19 protein-coding genes, 3 pseudogenes and 2 riboswitches are annotated in these 21,070 nt (G+C 46.8%); of the genes and pseudogenes, 15 read left to right on the forward strand and 7 right to left on the reverse strand.

From position 1 onward, the window contains the following. Positions 1 to 869 precede the first annotated feature (869 nt). The 5 genes and pseudogenes from MHI30_RS02670 to MHI30_RS02690 form a co-directional block, all read left to right on the forward strand. Entirely contained in the window at positions 870 to 1,034 is a 165-nt protein-coding gene (locus MHI30_RS02670) for a hypothetical protein (RefSeq protein ID WP_154495786.1), read from the forward strand. Between the two features lie 95 nt (positions 1,035 to 1,129). Then, positions 1,130 to 1,375 carry a hypothetical protein gene (locus MHI30_RS02675; protein WP_075753932.1) on the forward strand — a complete coding sequence of 82 codons (246 nt, stop codon included), beginning with the start codon at positions 1,130 to 1,132 and terminating at the stop codon, positions 1,373 to 1,375. A 92-nt stretch (positions 1,376 to 1,467) separates the two neighbouring features. Further along, positions 1,468 to 1,615: riboswitch (cyclic di-AMP (ydaO/yuaA leader) on the forward strand. Between the two features lie 100 nt (positions 1,616 to 1,715). Continuing rightward, on the forward strand, positions 1,716 to 3,536 hold the full coding sequence (locus tag MHI30_RS02680) for an APC family permease (protein WP_075753934.1): 1,821 nt from the start codon (positions 1,716 to 1,718) through the stop codon (positions 3,534 to 3,536). Between the two features lie 109 nt (positions 3,537 to 3,645). Then, complete coding sequence (locus MHI30_RS02685) at positions 3,646 to 5,367, forward strand: pyruvate oxidase (RefSeq protein ID WP_075753936.1); 1,722 nt, start codon at positions 3,646 to 3,648, stop codon at positions 5,365 to 5,367. A gap of 180 nt (positions 5,368 to 5,547) precedes the next feature. Then, positions 5,548 to 6,111, forward strand: a pseudogene (locus MHI30_RS02690) (lytic polysaccharide monooxygenase); the annotation flags it as partial. Positions 6,112 to 6,230: 119 nt separating this feature from the next. On the opposite strand, the gene MHI30_RS02695 reads toward MHI30_RS02690, so the two are convergent. From MHI30_RS02695 to aspA, 5 genes are all read right to left on the reverse strand, one after another. Further along, positions 6,231 to 6,482, reverse strand: a complete 252-nt coding sequence (locus MHI30_RS02695) for a hypothetical protein (protein WP_075753938.1) — start codon at positions 6,480 to 6,482, stop codon at positions 6,231 to 6,233. A 71-nt stretch (positions 6,483 to 6,553) separates the two neighbouring features. Next, the gene (locus tag MHI30_RS02700; protein ID WP_075753940.1) at positions 6,554 to 7,105 is read right to left on the reverse strand and encodes a GNAT family protein; all 552 of its coding nucleotides are present in this window, start codon (positions 7,103 to 7,105) and stop codon (positions 6,554 to 6,556) included. Between the two features lie 54 nt (positions 7,106 to 7,159). Next, the gene (locus tag MHI30_RS02705; protein WP_075753942.1) at positions 7,160 to 8,440 is read right to left on the reverse strand and encodes an Nramp family divalent metal transporter; all 1,281 of its coding nucleotides are present in this window, start codon (positions 8,438 to 8,440) and stop codon (positions 7,160 to 7,162) included. A gap of 181 nt (positions 8,441 to 8,621) precedes the next feature. Next, positions 8,622 to 8,882: a GlsB/YeaQ/YmgE family stress response membrane protein gene (locus MHI30_RS02710; RefSeq protein ID WP_075753944.1), complete on the reverse strand. Its 261-nt coding sequence runs from the start codon at positions 8,880 to 8,882 to the stop codon at positions 8,622 to 8,624. A gap of 94 nt (positions 8,883 to 8,976) precedes the next feature. After that, a complete protein-coding gene (gene aspA / locus MHI30_RS02715; RefSeq protein ID WP_075753946.1) occupies positions 8,977 to 10,398 on the reverse strand; it encodes an aspartate ammonia-lyase in 1,422 nt (473 codons plus the stop codon). A gap of 306 nt (positions 10,399 to 10,704) precedes the next feature. Here aspA and MHI30_RS02720 point away from each other — a divergent pair, with 306 nt between their 5' ends. Further along, positions 10,705 to 11,919: a macrolide family glycosyltransferase gene (locus tag MHI30_RS02720; RefSeq protein WP_075753948.1), complete on the forward strand. Its 1,215-nt coding sequence runs from the start codon at positions 10,705 to 10,707 to the stop codon at positions 11,917 to 11,919. Here the strand turns inward: MHI30_RS02720 and MHI30_RS02725 are convergent. Further along, on the reverse strand, positions 11,916 to 12,362 hold the full coding sequence (locus MHI30_RS02725) for a DUF2188 domain-containing protein (RefSeq protein WP_075753950.1): 447 nt from the start codon (positions 12,360 to 12,362) through the stop codon (positions 11,916 to 11,918). The genes MHI30_RS02720 and MHI30_RS02725 overlap by 4 nt on opposite strands. Before the next feature lie 118 nt (positions 12,363 to 12,480). Here MHI30_RS02725 and MHI30_RS02730 point away from each other — a divergent pair, with 118 nt between their 5' ends. Beyond that, a complete protein-coding gene (locus MHI30_RS02730; RefSeq protein ID WP_075753952.1) occupies positions 12,481 to 13,302 on the forward strand; it encodes an EcsC family protein in 822 nt (273 codons plus the stop codon). 42 nt (positions 13,303 to 13,344) lie between these two features. Here the strand turns inward: MHI30_RS02730 and MHI30_RS02735 are convergent, their stop codons facing one another. After that, on the reverse strand, positions 13,345 to 14,634 hold the full coding sequence (locus MHI30_RS02735; RefSeq protein ID WP_020450240.1) for a Na+/H+ antiporter NhaC family protein: 1,290 nt from the start codon (positions 14,632 to 14,634) through the stop codon (positions 13,345 to 13,347). A 128-nt stretch (positions 14,635 to 14,762) separates the two neighbouring features. Between MHI30_RS02735 and MHI30_RS02740 the strand changes: the two are divergent. From MHI30_RS02740 to MHI30_RS02775, 8 genes and pseudogenes are all read left to right on the forward strand, one after another. Then, positions 14,763 to 15,080 (forward strand): annotated as a pseudogene (locus tag MHI30_RS02740) (cupin domain-containing protein); the annotation flags it as partial. Between the two features lie 33 nt (positions 15,081 to 15,113). Next, positions 15,114 to 15,452, forward strand: a pseudogene (locus MHI30_RS02745) (YdbC family protein); the annotation flags it as partial. 101 nt (positions 15,453 to 15,553) lie between these two features. Then, positions 15,554 to 15,994: a glucose starvation-inducible protein GsiB gene (gsiB, locus tag MHI30_RS02750; RefSeq protein WP_075753956.1), complete on the forward strand. Its 441-nt coding sequence runs from the start codon at positions 15,554 to 15,556 to the stop codon at positions 15,992 to 15,994. Positions 15,995 to 16,221: 227 nt separating this feature from the next. Then, positions 16,222 to 17,262, forward strand: a complete 1,041-nt coding sequence (locus tag MHI30_RS02755; protein ID WP_075753958.1) for an AI-2E family transporter — start codon at positions 16,222 to 16,224, stop codon at positions 17,260 to 17,262. Positions 17,263 to 17,333: 71 nt separating this feature from the next. Continuing rightward, positions 17,334 to 17,475: riboswitch (cyclic di-AMP (ydaO/yuaA leader) on the forward strand. A 74-nt stretch (positions 17,476 to 17,549) separates the two neighbouring features. Beyond that, the gene (locus MHI30_RS02760) at positions 17,550 to 18,794 is read left to right on the forward strand and encodes a dicarboxylate/amino acid:cation symporter (RefSeq protein WP_043054076.1); all 1,245 of its coding nucleotides are present in this window, start codon (positions 17,550 to 17,552) and stop codon (positions 18,792 to 18,794) included. Positions 18,795 to 18,863: 69 nt separating this feature from the next. Next, the gene (locus MHI30_RS02765) at positions 18,864 to 19,790 is read left to right on the forward strand and encodes an ABC transporter ATP-binding protein (protein WP_020450245.1); all 927 of its coding nucleotides are present in this window, start codon (positions 18,864 to 18,866) and stop codon (positions 19,788 to 19,790) included. After that, the gene (locus MHI30_RS02770; protein ID WP_075753960.1) at positions 19,783 to 20,550 is read left to right on the forward strand and encodes an ABC transporter permease; all 768 of its coding nucleotides are present in this window, start codon (positions 19,783 to 19,785) and stop codon (positions 20,548 to 20,550) included. Before MHI30_RS02765 ends, MHI30_RS02770 begins: the two co-directional genes overlap by 8 nt. 121 nt (positions 20,551 to 20,671) lie before the next feature. Continuing rightward, positions 20,672 to 21,010: a hypothetical protein gene (locus tag MHI30_RS02775; protein WP_075753962.1), complete on the forward strand. Its 339-nt coding sequence runs from the start codon at positions 20,672 to 20,674 to the stop codon at positions 21,008 to 21,010. Positions 21,011 to 21,070 lie beyond the last annotated feature (60 nt).

Raw genomic sequence — 21,070 nt, forward strand, 5'->3', positions numbered from 1 at the left:
AAGATTCTTAGTGTATCGACTATAGTTTCAGTGAAAATACCAGCAGATAGCAACAACCGAATCTCGAAGGTAGATGGCTTCCGTAGCACTTGACAATTTACAGCATTATGAATTCCTAGTGTGTGAGGAGACTCAACAAGTGGGTTAAGATTGTCATGGTATCTACATTAATAGATAGACCAGCTTGTCCTTCTAAAATGGAGCAACCTTGATACACTGCCACATGACAGGTTGAAGTATGCAAACAAACGGAATAACGCCATGCCAGAGTCGTTCAATGGTGTAACCGCAATATCCAAATCAACTATTTCTACAATGACAACATCCTCGTGAACATCAGGTGTTAAATCACCTCCGCACGAGCACTGCTATCCAATCAGTGCAGGCTCATTGGATGAATAATCCAGTGATATGGAGCAACAGCCGCGAGATTGCACCTGTGATGCTCGATTTTATAAAAGAAGATTATAAAAAAGTGTCGCCACGAACACCCCTGTGTTTGACGAAGGATTTAACAACCTTAACTTGGATTGAAGTTATGAAAATTCGGTTTGTTTTTCTGTTAAATTATAACTCCGAACCTAAATAATAACAATTAAAATATTAAAAAAGTTTCAACACTTGTGTGAATGAACTGCACCCCAGGACACCATCTAACAGCGCTGCTTCAACCGGCTCGAATACCGTGCAGTACGTATTATTACTGGGGACCGAATATTTTAAAAAAGAACTCGCAGAGTATTTGGATTACCTCAATCACAAACGGATTAAGATCAAATGAAAAGGCATGAATCCAGTACAATACCGGATTCATGCCAGGCAAACTGCTTCATGACGTTTTATTGTCTGATTTTTGGGGTTATATCAAAATGAGCGGCAGTTTACATGAGTGGTGTTTAGGATCGGATGGTTTGAAGCAGAAGAATTACTTTATGAAAACCGGCATTCTTTTTCGAACTTGGAGGGCCATTTTACTATGGAATACGAGCCTCGGAGGGAGCGGAATCAAAATCGCTGCCAAGACGGAGGCCTAACGACAGATCCGGATATGATCAATCGGAGCTTTGGGGCATATCCGTCTGCCGAATAAGATATTCAACAATCCATTCAGACCTACTTGCCATAAGGTGTGGGACGATTTTCAAAAGGCGGAGTCGGCCTTTATACAAGAACGGCTGACGAAGATTTCATCATTGATCATCATCCGGAATATCCTCATGTTTCGATTCGGATTTTCCGGGCGCTGCTTCAAGTTCAGCAGTGTGGTGGGGAGATATTAAGCGAGACGAGCACGGCTGGGAACACGAAGCATGATATCTCGATTTTCTCTTTAGCTCTGCCGGGTTTAAGAAAGGGAATGATGTACAATCAATAGGTCAGAAAGCCTATCTTCTGACGGTTTTTTTTATATTAAAAAAGTATTTACAATGCTCGTAAACGGGAGTATGATCTCTCTATAAAACGTATATTTCAAATTCGCTTAGTCTGTATCAGAGCGGGGGAACCATTTTGGGGCATAACATTGCCTCTAGGGGTGAATCCTTTTAAAGGTAGGGCAAACTCTCGTGAGCCCGAATCCGTCAGCTAACCTCGTAAGCGTTAAGAGAGAGGGAGATAACCTGGGAATAAAATCCGATTCCGCAGGGGCTTTTGCCTCTGTGCTTTTTTGTACGGGAAAATATGGAAATTGACAGTAAAAAGGAGAAGTTAAAATCATGTACAGTACAATAAAGCGGTTTTTAATCGGTAAACCATTGAAATCAAAAGAGCTGGGAGAACAAAAGATCACAAAGACGAAGGCCCTTGCTTTATTGTCTTCTGATGCCTTGTCTTCTGTCGCTTACGGTACAGAGCAAATTTTGATCGTGTTGGCTGCCGTCAGCACGGCTGCTCTATGGTATTCGCTGCCGATAGCGGTGGGCGTTTTGATTCTTTTGACGGCTTTGATCCTTTCCTACCGGCAGATTATATTTTCTTATCCGCATGGTGGAGGGGCGTATGTCGTTTCAAGGGAAAACCTTGGGGTAAATCCGGGGCTTGTCGCAGGCGGGTCCCTGCTCGTCGATTACATTCTGACGGTAGCGGTCAGCGTGTCGGCGGGAACAGATGCCATCACATCGGCGCTTCCGTCTCTGCATCCGTACCACCTGATCATCGCGGTCGTCCTTGTTCTATTCATCATGATATTAAATTTGCGCGGGTTAACGGAATCGGCTTCGATCTTGGCCTATCCGGTTTACTTGTTTGTCGCGGCTCTCTTGATTCTCATCGGGGTAGGGATTTTTAAATTGATGACCGGACAAGTTGAACCCGCTGAGCATGCGGCAATCGGGACGCCTGTCGCCGGATTGTCCCTGTTTTTGCTGCTCAAAGCTTTTTCATCAGGCTGTTCAGCTTTGACCGGGGTTGAGGCGATCTCAAACGCGATCCCGGCTTTCAGGGATCCGGCGCCGAAAAACGCCGCAAACACGCTTTTGATGATGGGAATCCTGCTTGCCGTTCTGTTTTCGGGAATTACGGTGCTCGCCTTCGGCTACGGCATCATGCCGAAAGGCGAAGAAACGGTCGTGTCCCAGATCGCATCGGAAACGTTCGGGCGCTCATTCCTTTACTTTTTCATACAGGGAACGACGTCGATGATTTTAGTATTGGCCGCCAACACCGGATTTTCAGCCTTCCCGCAGCTTGCGTTTAACCTGGCCCGTGATAAATACATGCCGAGAATGTTTACGGTCAGAGGAGACCGCTTAGGCTATTCAAACGGAATCATCTTTCTCGGCTTTGCTTCGATTTTGCTGATTCTTTTGTTTAACGGACAGACAGAACATTTAATTCCTTTATACGCGGTCGGCGTGTTCATCCCGTTTACGCTTTCTCAAACGGGTATGTGCCTGAAATGGATCAGACAAAAGCCGGAAGGCTGGGTATTGAAAATGATCATTAATGCAACAGGCACGGCGATCTCTGCAGTTGTTTTGCTCATTCTGTTTATCACGAAGTTTCATGTTGTATGGCCGATCGTTGTTTTCATGCCGATCGTCATCTGGATCTTCTATGTGGTCAAAAGGCACTATGATGCCGTCGGCGAACAGCTTAGAATGACAGGTAAGCCTTTGGAGCCGATCGAAGGGAACGTCGTCATTGTCCCTGTCGCCGGTGTGACGCACGTCGTCGAAAAGTCGATCCAATACGCCAAAACGTTGTCAGACCAGGTCATCGCGGTTCACGTATCGTTTGACAAAGAAGAAGAGAAAAAGATCGAAAAAAAATGGGAGGAGCTGCAAAACGGCGTCAGACTCGTTACCCTGCACTCCTCATACCGAAGCTTAATTCATCCTTTGGAAAAATTCCTGGAAACGGTGGAAGCGAAAGCGGCGAGCTACAACTATTCTGTCATGGTTCTCGTTCCGCAGTTCATTCCGAAAAAAAGCTGGCACAATATTCTTCACAATCAGTCAGCATTTTTGCTGCGCTTGAGGCTGCTGTGGAAAAAAGACATCGTCATCGCCACGCTCCCATACCATTTTAAAAAGTAAAAAGCTTGCAGAGCATGAGTCTCTGCAAGCTTTTTTTGCCTGCAGTATGCCGCGGAACGTTTGAACAGAAAAGGGAGGTGGTAACCAGACAGAAAAAGGAGGACGTGATATGGCAAACAAAACCGCAGGAAAAATAGCTGCAGAACTGCTGAAGGAATGGAATATTGATCATGTTTACGGCATGCCGGGGGACAGCGTCAACGAATTTATCGATGAATTGCGGCATGAAGAAAGCAGCCTCCGCTTCATTCAAGTGCGCCATGAAGAAACCGCTGCTCTCGCTGCCGCAGCTGATGCGAAGCTGACAGGCAAAATCGGCGTCTGCCTTTCGATAGCGGGCCCGGGCGCCGTTCATCTGCTGAACGGCTTGTATGACGCGAAAGCTGACGGGGCGCCTGTGCTGGCGATTACAGGGCAGGTGTCTTCGAATGAAATCGGAAGAGATTACTTTCAGGAGATCGGTCTTGAACGAATGTTTGAGGATGTGGCTGTCTTTAATCAGCAGGTTCATTCGGCCGAAGCCCTGCCTGACCTTTTAAATCAGGCGATCCGTACCGCATACAGCCAAAAAGGGGTCGCCGTACTGAGCGTATCCGATGATCTGTTTGCGGAAAAGATTAAGCGGAAGCCGGTTTATACGTCTGCGCTTTATATCGAGGGCGATCTTCAACCGAAGCAAAGCCAGCTGATGCAGTGTGCACAATTGATTAATCATGCGAAAAAGCCGGTGATTTTAGCGGGAAAAGGAATGAAATCGGCAAGAGATGAGCTGCTCGAGTTTGCAGATAAAGCGGCCGCCCCGATCATCGTTACGCTCCCCGGGAAAGGAGTCGTACCCGATCGGCACCCGCACATGCTCGGGAACCTCGGACACATCGGCACAAAACCCGCATATGAAGCGATGGAGGAAAGCGATCTGTTGATCATGCTGGGGACTTCTTTTCCGTACCGCGATTATCTGCCGGAAGATGCGCCGGCTATTCAGCTTGATAACAACCCGGCGAAAATCGGCAAACGGTATCCTGTCACCGCCGGCCTTGTCTGCGATGCGAAAAAAGGGCTTTTGGAACTGACGAAAACCATTGAACGGAAATCGAACCGCGCATTTTTGGAAAGCTGTATACAACATATGAGGAAGTGGCGCTATGAAATTGAAAAAGACGAACAGGTGGCGACAGCACCGCTTAAGCCTCAGCAGGTGATTGCAAGGCTTGAGGATGCAGTCGCCGATGATGCGGTCCTGTCCGTTGACGTCGGAAATGTGACGGTTTGGACGGCGCGCCATTTTAATATGACCAATCAAGATTTTCTGATTTCAAGCTGGCTTGGCACGATGGGATGCGGTCTTCCAGGCGCGATTTCGGCAAAGCTTTCCAATCCGGAGCGCCAAGCTGTAGCCGTGTGTGGAGACGGCGGCTTCAGCATGTCCATGCACGATTTTCCGACTGCTGTCAAATATGAACTGCCCATTGTTGTCGTGATCTTAAATAATCAGAACTTGGGAATGATTCAATATGAACAGCAGGAAAAAGGGCATGTTAATTATGCGACAGCGCTCGAAAACGTCGATTATGCCAAGTTTGCCGAGGCCTGCGGCGGGAAGGGCTTCAGCGTGACAAAGCACGAAGAGCTCATACCGGCTTTGAAAAATGCCTTTCAATCACAAAGACCGTCGATTATCGATGTGGCAATAGCAGATGAACCGCCGCTTCCGGGGAAAATATCCTATACACAAGCTGTAAACTACAGCAAATATATGATCAAAAAACTGGTTGAGAAAAAAGAGCTCGACTTGCCGCCGCTGAAAAAAAGTTTGAAAAGGATTTTTTAGTATGATGCCAAGGGAGATCGTCCCTTGGCTTTATCATGTTCAGATGTTAAAATTTGATGGATAGTATTGGAATGTCCGCGTTTTTTCTTTTTGCATCAAAACCCGTCTCAACACAATAAAAAGAGAGGGGATTGAAACGTGGATTATTTTATGAAAAGTACCTTCAGTAAAGCTTTCATACTAGCAGCCGGATTGCTGTTGATGTCAATCGTTCCTCAGCACGCCTTCGCTCATGGTTTTGTCGAAAAACCGGGGAGCAGAGCGGCTCTGTGCAGTGAGGCTTACGGACTTCTCAATCTGAACTGCGGAAGCGTGATGTATGAGCCGCAAAGCCTGGAAGCGAAAAAGGGTTTTCCGCATGACGGCCCGGCAGACGGACAAATAGCATCCGCGGGCGGACTGTTCGGCGGGATTCTTGATCAACAGTCGGAAAATCGCTGGTTTAAACATATCATGACCGGCGGGGAACACACCTTTACCTGGACATATACCGCCCCCCACAACACCAGCCAATGGCACTACTATATCACCAAAAAAGGCTGGGATCCTGACAAACCGCTAAAGCGTGCAGATTTCGAACGGATTGGAACCGTTCCGCATGATGGTTCCCCTGCATCCAGCCATTTATCTCACCAAATTTACATTCCAGAAGACCGCTCCGGGTATCATGTCATATTGGCCGTTTGGGATGTAGCTGATACTGAAAACGCTTTCTATCAGGTGATCGACGTTGATCTAGTGAACAAATAAAGCCCAGTCGTCTGAAAATCGGTTTGTGAATCAGCGGGTTTTGGTGCAAACAGAGAAAATAAGTAATCAAAAACCCCGGCTTTCCCAAAACATGCCGGGGTTTTTGATATTTGTTATTTCTTTTTCTTCATTGCGGCAGCCATGAACGGCAGCAGGGTGCCGAACAGCATTGTGCCGCCGAAGAAATTTCCGAGATAAGGCTGTCCGATCAGGTAGCAGACGGCAAATACAGCCGCAGCAAGACCGATCATGATATAGCCTGGATAAAACCTTTTTTTAAAGCTTGTCCGCTGGGTCACCCGAAAAAATATCAGCCCGACGACGAGCGGGACAATCCATAGGTAAAACAGTATAAATACTTTCATGATCAAAACTCCATATTTTTTTATTTATCATACCAGATTGCAGTGTAAAATGCGTGTGACAAATCCCGGACTTATTTGCTGCGGGCGAGGTATTCCTCCTTCAGGAGCCCGTATACGAAATGGTCGGCGAAGTGATCGTGGAGCCACTCGCATTGTCTGAGGCAGCCTTCTTTCGTGAAGCCGAGCCTTTCCGGAATCGCCTGGCTTTTTACGTTTTGAACAGCGGCTCTGATTTCAACACGGTTTAAATCGTATTCGTTGAACAACGTGTCGATCAGCGCCCGGCAGACATCTGTCATGATGCCTTTTCCGTGAAAAGGCTCGCCGAGCCAATAGCCGATCGAAGTCGTACGGTTAATCCAATTGATATAGTGGAGTCCGATGATTCCGGCAAAATGACCTTGATGCCATATTCCCGCTTGAAACCCGTTGTTCGCAGCGGCCTGTTTCATGCATTCTTCGATAAAAGCTTCGGTATCCTCCAGCTGCTTTGTGCCGTCAACCCAAAACAGCCATTTACGCAACACATCTTTAGACTGCTGGATCTGCATATAAACGGCTTTGGCATCTTTTGGTTCGAGCATTTTTAAATAAAGATCATCACGCACCATTAATTTAAACATCCAGAATCCCCCTTTTCTTCAGTATAATATAAAAAAAGCCGACCAAGGCCGGCTTTAACCAGAAAATGTATCGTAAATCAAGAAAATATTAAGGGCGACGATTAAGGCGGCGATCAGCCAGGAGACGGCTGTTATCCACTTCGCATTTTTCAGGCTCCCCATAATGCGTTTATTGCTCGTAAATAAGATAAGCGGAATAAGAGCAAAGGCGATGCCGAATGACAGGACGACCTGACTCAAGACAAGAGCGGTTGTCGGATTCACCCCTGAAGCAATAATAGCGATAGGCGGCAAAATCGTAATGAACCGTCTTAAATAAAGCGGAATTCTGAAATTAATGAAGCCCTGCATGATAATATCTCCTGAAAGCGTTCCGACAGACGAACTCGATAAACCGGCTATTAACAGGCCGACGCCGAACAGTACGGCGGAAAGCGGACTGACCATGCTGCTGAAGTGGCTGAAGGCCACATCAAGGTCTTCGACAAAAATGCCGTTCTTATAAAACAGTGCGGCGGCGACGATCAGCATGCTCGCATTGATAGCTCCGGCAATCAGCATGGCGATTAAAATGTCGATGAACTCAAACCGGAATATCTTCTTCTTTTCCGCTTCCGTTTTTCCGACCACTCTCCGCTGTGTGAGAGCGGAATGAAGATAGATGGCATGCGGCATCACGGTCGCTCCCAAGATTCCCGCCGCCAGCAGGATGCTGTCTGCACCATCGAAACGGGGAACAAACATGCCCTCCAAAACCGAACCGATATCAGGTTTTGCAAAAAAGGTTTGAAAGGCAAAAGCGATCACGACGATGAACAGCATTCCTGTTATCGCCGCTTCAAGCGGCCTGACGCCGCGCCTTTGCAGTTCCAAAATCGCGAAAGATCCGGCGGCTGCAATAATCGATGCTTCAAGCATCGGTATACCGAACAGCAAGTAGAGACCGAGAGCAGCTCCGATAAATTCGGCCAAGTCGGTCGCGATCACGACAAGCTCTCCCTGAATCCACAAGCCGATGGAGACCGGTTTAGGGAATTCTTCCCGGGCGACTTCGGGCAGATTTTTACCCGTTGCAATTCCGAGCTTGGCAGACAGCGACTGAATCAGCAAAGCCATCATATTTGAAAAAAGAATCACCCATAAAAGCAAGTAGCCGTATTTCGAACCAGCCGCGATATTGGTGGCGAAATTGCCGGGATCAATATAAGCTATAGCCGCGATAAACGCCGGACCCAAAAAAGGGAGCAGCCTTTTGAAGCCTTTGCTTTTTCCGTCCAGTGCATCTTGAGCTTCTTTTGATATTTGCGAGTGTTTGGACAAATCGTGACTGACCATTTGATTCACCTAGATTCTCAGTTGTTTTTCCTTGTGCATAAAAGTTTCCTATGTGCAAATTTATATCATCATCATATGCCCGCGATGATCAATTGTCAACCATAAGATGCTATAGTATATGCGAGAAAGGTTTCTCCCAAACAAAAAACCAGCACCGCTTTCAGGCGATGCTGGCCGGATATTAGGCCTGAGAACCCATTCTTCCGCGGAAGATCAGGTTTAAAATGAAGACGAGAATTGCGGCTCCGATAATCGCCGGAAAGATGGCGAATCCCGCAATATCAGGCCCCCACGTTCCGAACAGTCCATGGCCGATCCAAGCTCCGACAAAGCCGACAACCATGGAGCCGATCCATCCGCCGGGAGCGCCGCTGCCTCCGATTGCACCTCCGATCAAACCAATGACAATCGCAACAATTAAAGAAACGAGAAATCCTAACATTGTCTTTCCACCTCTTTCAATTGATTTATATTAAATGTTTAGCCCGTCTCGGGCGTCTATAAACGCTTGAAAGCATATTGAGAAAGACGGATGGCTAATCCTCGAGAAGCGAAGCGCCTGCGATGCCAGGGTGTGTCATTTCATACGGATCCAGAATGAGATCCAATTCTTCCTCTGTCAAAACATCATGAAGCAAACACAGCTCGCGCACTGATCGTCCTGTGGCGATCGCTTCTTTCGCAATTCGTGCGGCGGCTTCATAGCCGAGGTGCGGATTGACGGCTGTAATCGTTCCTACGCTTTTTTCAACGAATTCTTTCAGCCTGATCTCATTCGCTTCAATCCCGGTGATGCAGTAATCGGTAAATACGCGAAATCCGTTGTTCATGATTTTAATCGACTGCAGCAAATTAAAGACGAGTACGGGCTCCATCACGTTTAACTCAAGCTGCCCCGCCTCTGATGCAAGGCAGATGGTATGATCGTTGCCGATCACCTGAAATGCGATCTGGTTCATCAGTTCAGGCATCACCGGATTTACTTTGCCGGGCATGATGGAGGAGCCTGGCTGGCGGGGCGGCAGCCGGATCTCGGCAAGCCCTGCCCTCGGGCCTGACGCCATTAAACGTAAATCGTTGGCGATCTTGGACATGTTCATCATGCCGACTTTCAAAGCAGCCGATACTTCTGTGTAGGCATCCGTATTTTGTGTGGCATCGACAAGATGGTCTGCGCCTGTCAGCTGATAGCCGCTGATATCTGACAGGTGTGCGACAACGCTTTGAATATATCTCGGATCGGCGTTTAAACCTGTGCCGACTGCGGTGGCTCCCATATTGACTTCATAGAGATGATGCTGCGACTGCCTGATCCGCTGAATATCGCGTTCGATCACCCGGGAGTAGGCTTCGAATTCCTGGCCGAGCCTGATCGGAACGGCATCCTGAAGATGGGTGCGGCCCATTTTAATAACGGAATCGAACTCCGCCGCTTTTTTGCGGAAGGCATCCAGCATATGCTCCATCGTCGATATGAGCTGTCTTAAGTGATTCAATGTGGCCAGATGAATGGCTGTCGGAAACACATCATTCGTTGATTGAGCCATATTGACATGCGTGTTCGGACTTAAATGGAAGTAATCACCTTTTTCTTTTCCTAAAAGCTCCAAACCTCTGTTTGCGATCACTTCATTTGTATTCATATTCATTGAAGTGCCGGCGCCGCCTTGAATGGGGTCGACAATAAAATGATCGTGCCAGAGCCCTTCCGCTATTTCGCCGGCCGCTTTTACAATGACTTCGCCGAGCTCTTTATATAAACGTTTAATATCCATATTGGCGAGAGCCGCCGCTTTTTTGACCATTGCCAAAGCTTTAATCAGCTCTTCATCAATCCGGTAGCCTGTAATCGGAAAGTTCTCCACGGCCCTCATGGTTTGTACGCCGTAATAGGCGTCAGCCGGAACTTCCTTTTCGCCTAGAAAATCCTTTTCGATCCTGGTTGCTTTCGTATCCATGGCAAAACCTCCGTAGGTTGTTTCTTATGATGTATTGTGCCTCGATCAGCCGTGTTTTAATTTGCTTTTAAAAAAAGGAAAATCGTCTTCCGATTTGGGCTGTCAAGTAATAAAGAGCCTGTTTTCTCTAATGATATACGCTCATTTGCATGGCAAAAAAATTTAAAGGAAAGATATGCAGAAACAGACAAATGGTCATATAGTTATGCTTGTGTATTATTAACTTAATTAAATTTCTTTACTTCATTTATCTTTTTGTAGTAAATTTCCTTATATAAATTTTCGTATAAGAAAGGAAGATCGGTGATGGGACATGTACTGATGATCAATTTCCCGGGGGAGGGGCACATCAATCCTTCTCTTGGCGTCACAAAGGAGCTGCAAAGACGAGGAGAAAGCATCGTATATTATGCAGTTGAGGAATACGCTGAAAAAATTAAAAAAACAGGGGCGGAAGTCCGTTTATACCCGGATTTCAGAGAGGCTTTATCACCAGGGAAGGAAAAAGAAAAGAGGGACTTTGCCGAGTTGGTTTACAATATGTCAGGTAAAGTCGATGAGATCGTTCAGCTCATCTGCCGGGAAGTCAGGAGCGAGTCTTATGATTATGTAATATATGACCATCACTTTTTGGCGGGGAAAATCATTGCTGAAATGCTTGAGCTGCCGAGCGTTTCGTTATGTACGACATTTGCAATGGACGAGTCGTTTGCAAAAACGTTTACCCTGCAAGGCGACCTTGAAAGCTCGCCGTATTTTGAAAAATTGAAGCAATCCCTTGGCGAATTAAGTGAGCGGTATCACGTCAGTCTCGACAAGCCGTTTGACGTGTTCTCCTGTCCGGGGGATATTACGATTGTCTTTACCTCCAGGGAGTTTCAGCCTCATGCTGAGCGATTTGGAAATGACTATTTGTTTGTCGGGCCGTCGATTACGAGCAGGCAGGACCCAGGCAGCTTTCCATTCGCTGAGCTGGAGGGGGAAACCGTCATCGTGATCTCGATGGGCACGATCTTTAATCAGCAAAAAGAGCTGTATCATATGTGTATCGAAGCGCTGAAAGACTTTGACGGCAAGGTGGTTATGGCTGTCGGGAAATCAACGGACCCCGCGGATCTCGGCACCATACCGGATCATTTTATCGTGAGGCAGTATATCCCGCAATTGGAGGTGTTGAAAAAAGCCGATGTATTTGTCACCCACGGTGGCATGAACAGTACAAATGAAGGCCTGTACTTTGATACGCCGCTCATCGTCATCCCGATGGGTGCAGACCAGTTTTTCGTCGCAGGTCAGGTGGAACGGACAGGCGCCGGGATCAAGCTGGATAAAAATGAACTTTCTCCGGCTGTTTTACAAAAAACGATTGAAGAGATGCTTGAAAACCGCTCCTATAAAGACGGCGCCGCCAATATTGGCCGCTCGCTCCGCGATGCCGGCGGCTATCAAAAAGCAGCTGATGCTGTATTGGAGTTGGCGGGGAAAAAAGTAAGACGCTCCAAAAACGGAGCGCCCCGCTAATTCATCCTGATCTTCCGCTCCACACTGCCGTCTTTTTTATGGACGATGACGGCAGTGCCTTTGTTTTCGGCGATTTCTTTCGCCCGTTCGACGGCTTCTGCTTTTGTATCCTTTACTTCGCTGGCCCGCTTGGCGTCTTCGGCTTTGACTGCCCAGCCTTTTTCGTGTTTAATGACATGCTCGCACTTTTCCGCAAGCTCCGGCCGGCTGCTCGAACCGCTGTCACCGCGTTCCGTTTCATCAGCTTCCTCCGCATAGGATTTGAGTTCGCTTTTGCTCCTGTTATCCGCCCATTCCTTCGCCTGACTCGTCGCAATCGGAATCGCCCGGCTTTCATCGTATCCTTCGTCTACCATCGCATTCGCAATTTCAATGGCTTTCTTTTTCACCGGTTTGTCCAAATGTTTCAATGAAGCGGGATAGTCTTCCATTGACCATGGCATTTGATCATTCCTCCTTTTACATAAAGGTTTACCCGCCGGCTGCCGATCAAAAAACACGGATTCATAAAGTGAATCATTGTATACTATAAAAAAACACGATTGAGAGGGCGAACCTTCTGTGCGCTACGATAAAACAGATTTGGAAAACGAACTGAAAAAAATTGAAAAATGGGAAAAAGAACAGCAGAAAGCGTGGTTTTGGGAAAGGATCGGCCGGCTGCCGTTCAAGGTTCTGGACAAGCTTACACCGGCATTTATTCAAGATAAAATCGGCCTGCTGCTAGACGAAATCGGCGGATTTATTCAAAACGGAGGCCAATATTTGACGTCCGAAAAACATCTGATCCGCCAGTTTCAAAAAAAGCTGCCGGATGAAACGATCGAAACGGTCGAAGATATTCAAAGGGCTCCTTTGGAAGTGATGGATCAAATGTGTGAAAACCTCGGGAAAAACAGGGCGAATACCGCGGCTGTCCAAGGAGCGACAACCGGTGTGGGCGGCTTGTTCACGCTTGCCGTCGATATTCCCGCAATCCTCGGCCTTTCATTGAAGACATTGCAGGACATCGCGGTGTCTTACGGCTACGATCCTAAAGAAAAAACGGAGCGGATGTTCATTATTAAATGCCTGCAGCTCAGCGCTGCTGATATTGTCGGGAAAAGAGCGATCATTCAGGAACTCAGCCGATACCATCTACAGTCAGGCTCCCGGGAAAATATGATTTCGCAAATTCAAGGCTGGCGGGAGGTTGTTTATACATACCGCGATTCTTTCGGATGGAAAAAGCTGTTTCAAATGGTGCCCGTCGCAGGCATCCTCTTTGGCGCAATCTCAAACCGTTCAATGGTGAACGGTGTTGCCGAAACAGGGATGATGATGTATAAAAAGCGGAGGATCATGGAAAGGCTTGCGGAGCTGGACGCCGCAGAAACAGAGTGATAAAAAGGCTGCCGTCTGATAACGGCAGCCTTTCTCATGGCGTTACGCTTTTTCCGTAAAGCGAGGCAGTCTGAAGATAATCGCGCATATACCGCAGACGCCGATCAAAATCGGATAAAAAGAATAAGGAAGAATGCTGACAGGCGATATTTTCGCGATTTGTGCAGCTGACAGCATTTGCGCGCCGTAAGGAATCAATCCTTGAACCACACAGGAAAAGATATCGAGGATGCTCGCCGATTTCCTGTTGTCGATTCCGTACCGGTCGGATAAATCTTTTGCCAGCGGCCCCGCTGTAATGATGGCAATCGTATTGTTGGCCGTCGCCAGGTTTGCCGCGCTGACAAGGCCGGCAATGCCCGCTTCCGCTCCTTTTTTTGAACGGATTCTCCGCGATACAAATTGAAGGAGAAATGCGATCCCGCCGTTTCGCTTCATCATTTCAGCCATTCCGCCAATCAGAAGCGATAAAATGATCAGTTCGGACATCCCGCCGATGCCTTCGGTGATCGCCGTCAAATACGTATGAAGCGTCAGGCTTCCGTCGGAAATTCCGATCACTCCGGCCAACACGATGCCGCCGAAAATAACGGCCATAACATTAAACCCGAGAAGGGCGAATATCAGAACACCGAGATACGGCAGCACCTTCACCCAGCTGTAAGTCCCGGCTTGTGCGGCGGGATGCCCTCCGGCTGAAAACACCATCAGCAGGATGACTGTCGCAACCGCGGCAGGCAGAACGATCAGGAAATTCGTTTTAAACTTGTCCGACATTTTCGTCTTTTGTGTGCGGACAGCGGCAATGGTCGTATCGGAAATAAATGATAAGTTATCACCGAACATCGCGCCCCCCACAACCGCAGCAACCGAATAGGCCGCCGGAACGCCGATTTCGGCACTGATCCCTGCTGCAATCGGAGCGAGCGCAGCAATCGTTCCGGTTGACGTGCCCATCGACATAGAGATAAACGCAGCGATGATAAATAAACCGGCAACCATAAACTGCCCCGGTACAAACGAAAGCGCGAGATTAACGGTTGATTCGACAGCCCCCATCGCCTTTGCGGCTGATGAAAAGGCGCCGGCCAAAATAAAGATCATCACCATGATCATAATATCGGGGTGTCCGGCGCCTTTCGCAAACCACTCCGTCTTTTGGCTGAGCTTCTCCTTGCGGTTCATCGCCAGTGAGACAACCGATGCCGCGAGTGCCGCGGCCACGATTGGCAGGCTGTAAAAATCGCCTGTGATCAAGCCTGATCCAACGAATAAACAAACAAATAAAAACAGCGGCAAAAGCCCTGAAGCTTTTCCGTTTTGATTTTGCATGATGTACACCTCTTCTATAGGTTCATACCGTTTTTTCACCAATATCCAACACTTTAAAAGGCGAACGCTCAAAAGTCAAATGGTAAAATAAGTTCGGGAGAAAATCAAATAAAAGAGGAGTGAAGCTGATGGATCGCAAAACGAACCTTCTTGAATTGACAAAGGAAGTCACAGAAAAGCACGCCAATTTTTCCGTTGCGGAAGTGAACGACCATTGTATGCGAATTGCTGTTTTGGAGGGCGAATACGTATGGCATTTCCATCCCGGCTCAGATGAGCTGTTTATTGTTTTGGAAGGAGAGCTGTTGATCGATTTTCAGGACCGTCCTACAGAAGTTCTGAAAGCGAACGATTCCCTGCTGATTCCGAAAGGCGTCATTCACCGGACGCGCGCTCATATAAGGTCGGTTAACCTTTGTATAGAAAAAACGAATGCGGAAACCGTCACTTTCGCGGAAGGGAATGTGCTGAAGCTGATACGGTGCAAATCAGCCGAACAGCAGCTTCAAGCATTCAGCGAGGCGCAGGCCAAATGGGCTCCGCTGCAATACGTCAGCGGATTTATCAGGCAGTGGGGCGGATGGGCGGAAACAGAAGACGGGCCGGAAGCCGTCGTCCTCGTGCTTTGGAAATCGAAGCGCGATTATTTGAACTTTATGGCGGAACATCATGATGCAATATATGAAAGAACAAATCAGAAAGGCACGTTCGAATCCATCAACATTACCCTGTTTGAAGAGCCTGCCGAGATATCTAATACGCTGCAGAACAATACGCCGGCTCCGGTACCGGAATGGACGGTAAAAGGCAGCGGATGATTGCATGATGCCCGGACTCTTTCGTGAATGTGCTATTTGTGTTTACTCTTTTTGATATGTGGAATGTAAAAACCATAACACTTCAAAAGGAGGAATCGAAAATGGCAAACAATAATGACAACAACAAAATGAGCAGGGAAGAAGCAGGCAGAAAAGGCGGAGAAAAAACAAGCCAAAACCATGATAAAGAATTCTACCAAGAGATCGGTCAAAAAGGCGGAGAAGCCACAAGCAAAAACCATGACAAAGAATTCTACCAGGAAATCGGCGAAAAAGGCGGGGAAGCCACAAGCCGAAATCATGACAAAGAATTCTACCAGGAAATCGGCGAAAAAGGCGGGGAAGCCACAAGCCGTAATCATGACAAAGAATTCTACCAGGAAATCGGTGAAAAGGGCGGAGAAGCCACAAGCAAAAACCATGACAAAGAATTCTACAAGGAGATCGGTCAAAAAGGCGGAGAAGCGACAAGCCGTAACCATGACAAGGAATTCTATCAAGAAAACGGTGAAAAAGGCGGACGCCAAAGAAGAAGCGGTTAATGAGCGGTGAAGAGAGGGGCTGAACATCAGCCCCTCTCTTTTTATGGAAGATGCTACCGCTACCGCTGCCGCGCGAGCGCCCATATTAAAATATTATTAATTATTGATCTTCTGAAGAGATTTCCGGTCTGTTTTGTTATATAATTTACAGATGATGCATCAAATTGTAATTATAAAAGTTTGACTGCTAAAAGTTAAGGACTAAAGTACTGGTGGGAGTGTACCGAATGGCAGCGTTGATTAAATTTTTTCAGCACCCTGGGGTCAGGCGTTTTTCAGTTTTTGTTGTATTGGCGGGAGTTTTATATCTGTTCCGCAGCATGATGAATCTCATATTGCTCACATTTATCTTTACGTTTTTGATGAACCGTCTGGAAAATGTGATCCGCGGTTTTTTAAACCGCTTTATTAAAGTCAGCCAGAGACTGATTATTTCCTGTTTGTATGCGGCTCTTGCCATCGCGCTTTCGATCGGCGGTGTGGTCTATTACCCCATGATCGTCACCCAGATTCAGCAGCTGATCAAACAAGGAAAGTACATCGCTTCTCACCCTGACAGCATTCCTTTTCTCGATATGATCACCGGTATGTTCGGCGATATCAATTTGACATCCTATTTGGAAAAAGGTCTTAACTTTATCTATACATATATCACGGATATTAGCGCGTTTGGCCTGCAGGTGGTTATGTCATTGGTTCTCAGCATGTTCTTATTGATCGAAAAAGACAAGGTCTTGAGCTTAATGGATAAATTTAAGACGAGCAAAATAGCTATTTTCTACGAGGAAATTGCTTACTTTGGGAAAAAATTCACGAGAACGTTCGGAAAGGTGCTTGAGGCTCAGTTTATTATCGCCACCATCAATTGCACACTGACGACTATTGCCCTTGCGATTATGGGTTTTCCTCAGCTTTTCGGCCTTGCCGTCATGGTGTTTTTCCTCGGGCTGGTTCCGGTCGCAGGCGTTGTGCTCTCCCTTATTCCGTTAAGTATTATCGCCTACAGCATCGGCGGAATCGCTTATATCGTATCACTAGTATTGGTCATCATGATCGTCCATGCGATAGAGGCCTATTTCCTCAATCCGAAATTGATGTCCGCCAAGACGGAACTGCCGATTTTCTTCACGTTTATCGTGCTGATTTTTTCTGAACATTTTATTGGAATTTGGGGTTTAATTATCGGTATTCCAATATTTGTTTTCCTGCTTGATATACTTGATGTTACAAATCAGGAGAAAAACCGAACAGCTGGCACCCGGAAATAGCATATATTTGTAAATCAGAAAATTTGGTTTACATATTTCGAATTTTCAGGTATAACTGTTATATAACGAAATAGCGCCACACGTTTAATCCTTTAGTAGGAGTGGGGGACCCGATCATTTGGGGTGAATTTTTCTGTTCCCGTGCGAACTGAAAGACGGACATCTCTTCGTCCGAACCCGTCAGCTAACCTCATCAACGTGAAGAGAGTCATGTGGAACCAATTTTAATGGTAAAAGCCCATGGGAGATCTCTCATGGGCTTTTTTTGGAAAGGGGAGATATGTTATATGAAGTTAGCAACAAAAATTATTATCGCTCTATTACTCGGTGCAGTCGTCGGTATTATACTGAACGTCACTTCGCCGGATTTATTTAGCAAGCTTAATACATTTTTATTCGGGCCGCTCGGCACGATCTTCCTCAACTTAATTAAAATGCTCGTTGTACCGATTGTTTTCTTTTCTCTCACTTTAGGGGTGGCAGGACTTGGAGATCCAAAGAAACTGGGCAGAATCGGTGCCAAAACGATTTCTTTCTTTTTAGTTACAACTGCAATTGCCATTATTATCGGACTTATTTTAGCGTTGGTCATCAAACCGGGAACCATCGGAACGTATGATACAAGCGCAGCGGAATATTCAGCTGAGAAGGCGCCGAGCATTGCCGAAACGCTTTTGAATATCATTCCGACAAACCCGGTTCAGGCAATGGCTGAAGGAAATATGCTGCAAATCATTGCTTTCTCCATTTTGGTCGGTCTCGGCATTACGATGCTCGGCAAAAAAGCGGACGCTCTTCTCAAAGTGGTTGAACAAGGTAACGATTTAATGATGTATCTCGTCAATCTCGTCATGAAGTTCGCACCGTACGGTACATTCGGCTTGATTGCCGGGGCGATCGGAAGCCAAGGCTGGGACGCCATTAAAGCAATGGGGCTTTATATGATCGTCGTCATTCTGGCGCTGTTCATACACACCATCGTCACATACGGCGCAGCGATTGCGTTTCTGGCAAAGCGGAACCCGCTCACATTCTTTAAAGATTTTTCAGAGGTTATGCTTGTTGCCTTCAGTACGTCAAGCAGCAACGCGACGCTTCCGGTTTCGATGGATGTCGCTCAAAGAAAGCTGAAAGTGCCAGAGCCGATCTCAAGCTTTGTTCAGCCGCTTGGAGCTACGATCAACATGGATGGCACGGCGATTATGCAAGGGGTAGCGACGGTCTTTATCGCTCAGGTGTACGGCAATGACCTGTCACTCACACAGCTGTTGATGGTTGTTCTCACCGCAGTGCTTGCCAGCATTGGAACAGCGGGTGTACCGGGTGTCGGACTGATTATGCTCGCCATGGTTCTTCAAACAGTTGGCCTTCCAGTTGAGGGAATTGCGCTAATATTGGGAATTGACAGACTTCTGGACATGATTCGTACGGCTGTCAATACAACAGGCGATGCAGCATGCGCTGTCATCGTCACCGAGACGGAAAAGAAACACGGCAAAATCGAAGCCCCTCATAGTGAAGTGTCCGTGTAACTCAAAAATGATATAATCAAACAGTGCCTTTTCGGCACTGTTTATTTTTTTGGGAAAGAGGAGGGGGCTATGACAAAGCAGCCTGTTTTACATATAGAAAATGTTGATAAAATCATAGACGGCAAAACGATATTGAAGGATATCCGCTTAACGGCGGATGAAGGGGAGATCATCGGCCTGCTTGGTCCGAACGGATCAGGAAAAACGACCCTCATTAAATTGATCACCGGGTTAATTAAAATGAAGAGCGGATCAATTGTCATAAACGGCTTTCCGATTGACAGCCAATTTGAAAAAGCGATCCGGTCCGTCGGAGCCATCGTTGAAAATCCTGAATTTTATCCGTATCTGACAGGCTATGAAAATCTGAAACACTACGCAAATATGCACGCTGGAATCGGTCGGGATAGACTGGCGGAAGTGATCAGCAGGGTCGGGCTAGAAGATGCCGCAGAAGACAAGGTCAAAACATACTCGCTCGGGATGAAACAGCGCCTCGGTATTGCCCAGGCGATTCTTCACCGGCCGAAGCTGCTGATTTTGGATGAGCCGACGAACGGATTGGACCCGGCGGGAATGAAAGATTTCCGCGAACACTTGCGTGAGCTTGCCGAAGAAGAAGGAACGGCGATCCTGTTTGCGACCCACTTGCTGAAGGAAGTGGAAGATTTGTGCGATCGGGTCGTCATCCTTCAACAAGGAAAAATCAAATCAACCGTCGACCTCAATGATGCAGATGAAAAGCAGGAAAAGGCGATGCTGGAGGTACAGCCCCATGACAAAGCGCTTCAGTGGCTGAAAGACCAGGGATACGAAGTTCACGCCGAAAAAGGCCTGCTTACCGTAAAGGTGGCGAAAGCGCAAATTCCCGCTTTAAATCAACAGCTTGTCGCCAATCATATTGACGTCTATTCGATTGCTCCGTTTAAGCAGTCTCTTGAGGATGAATATATGGCGCGTACGAATGGAACGGAAGAGAGGTATGCTGATGTTTAAACTGATTCAAAACGAGCATGTTAAATTGCTGAAGCGGAAAGTAACATTTGTATCGCTGGCGCTGATCGCAGTCTTTCAATTTCTCCTCGCGCTCATAACGAAAAGAATCCTGATGAGCGCCGGGACAGAGGATCATTTTATCGGCTATTTTTCATTCACCCCAAACCTGAATATCCTCTTGCAGGGGCTTTCGATTGTGGTGGCGGCTTCAATTATATCCTTTGAATATGATAAAAAGACGATCAAATTTTTGCTGATCCGCCCTGTCAGAAGAGAAAAAATTCTTGTTTCAAAATACGTGACGAGCGTGCTCGCAAGCATTTGGCTTTTTATCATTTACTACGGATTTTCTTTATTATTCGGTCTGCTCTTTTTCGGCGTGAAGCTCGACGAAAAAGCGGAGCCGCTCTTTATCAATACGGTGACAATGATCGGGACGCAGTGGTTTGAAGTATGGATGATGGTTTCCTTTGCGTTTTTATGCTCTGCATTGTTTAAAAGCAGCGCGCTCAGCATCATGGTGTCGATTGTCGTGCTGTACGGCGCCAAAATGCTTGTGACGATTATGTCGTATTTGGAAAAACCGCTTGGTAAATTTTTATTGTTCGCCAATACCGATTTAACGCAATACGCCGGAGAGGCCAAGCCGCTTTTTGCCGGGATGACGCCTTTGTTTTCGCTCTTCATCGTCTTTCTCCATCTCGTGTTTTTTCTCGGAGCGGCGTGGTGGGCCTTTTGTAAACGCGATATGAAAGTATAAAATAATTTGTCTAAAGTGTGACAAAAGGAATGACATTTTTGTGAAATGTGTCGTAATTACCGTGTGAATTTCCTATTCTCAATTATAATTTTAGGATAAGGGAATGGGGGATGAGACATCCATGAAAAAAGTTATTACGGCATTGCCAATTGTATTGCTGTTGTCATTTTCATTTGTTTCTTTTGCCTTTAATTTCGATCATCTTGTCTATTTTAGACTTGCGCTCGGACTCTTTTCGCTCGCAGGTTTGTTTCTGTTATATAAATTGAAAAACGGCGTCCGCTTCTTTATGGCGTATCTTTATGGAAGCTGGGTCGTGCTGGCCGGAATCGCCGCATATGAAGAACCGCTTTTTTCCGATTTCTTCTTCGGCGGCCTCACGATCACGATGGGCTACTTAACCTACATGCTGATTTATCTCGGTATGAAGGTTGACCGTCGCGGCGGTCAAGCCGTTTAATCCAAAGCGCACCTCGCTGAAGGTGCGCTTTTTTGTTTTGCCAAGGCTATCATTTGCACA

Origin of the sequence: Bacillus sp. FSL L8-0528, assembly GCF_038593085.1 — a bacterium.
Lineage (GTDB): Bacteria > Bacillota > Bacilli > Bacillales > Bacillaceae > Bacillus > Bacillus paralicheniformis.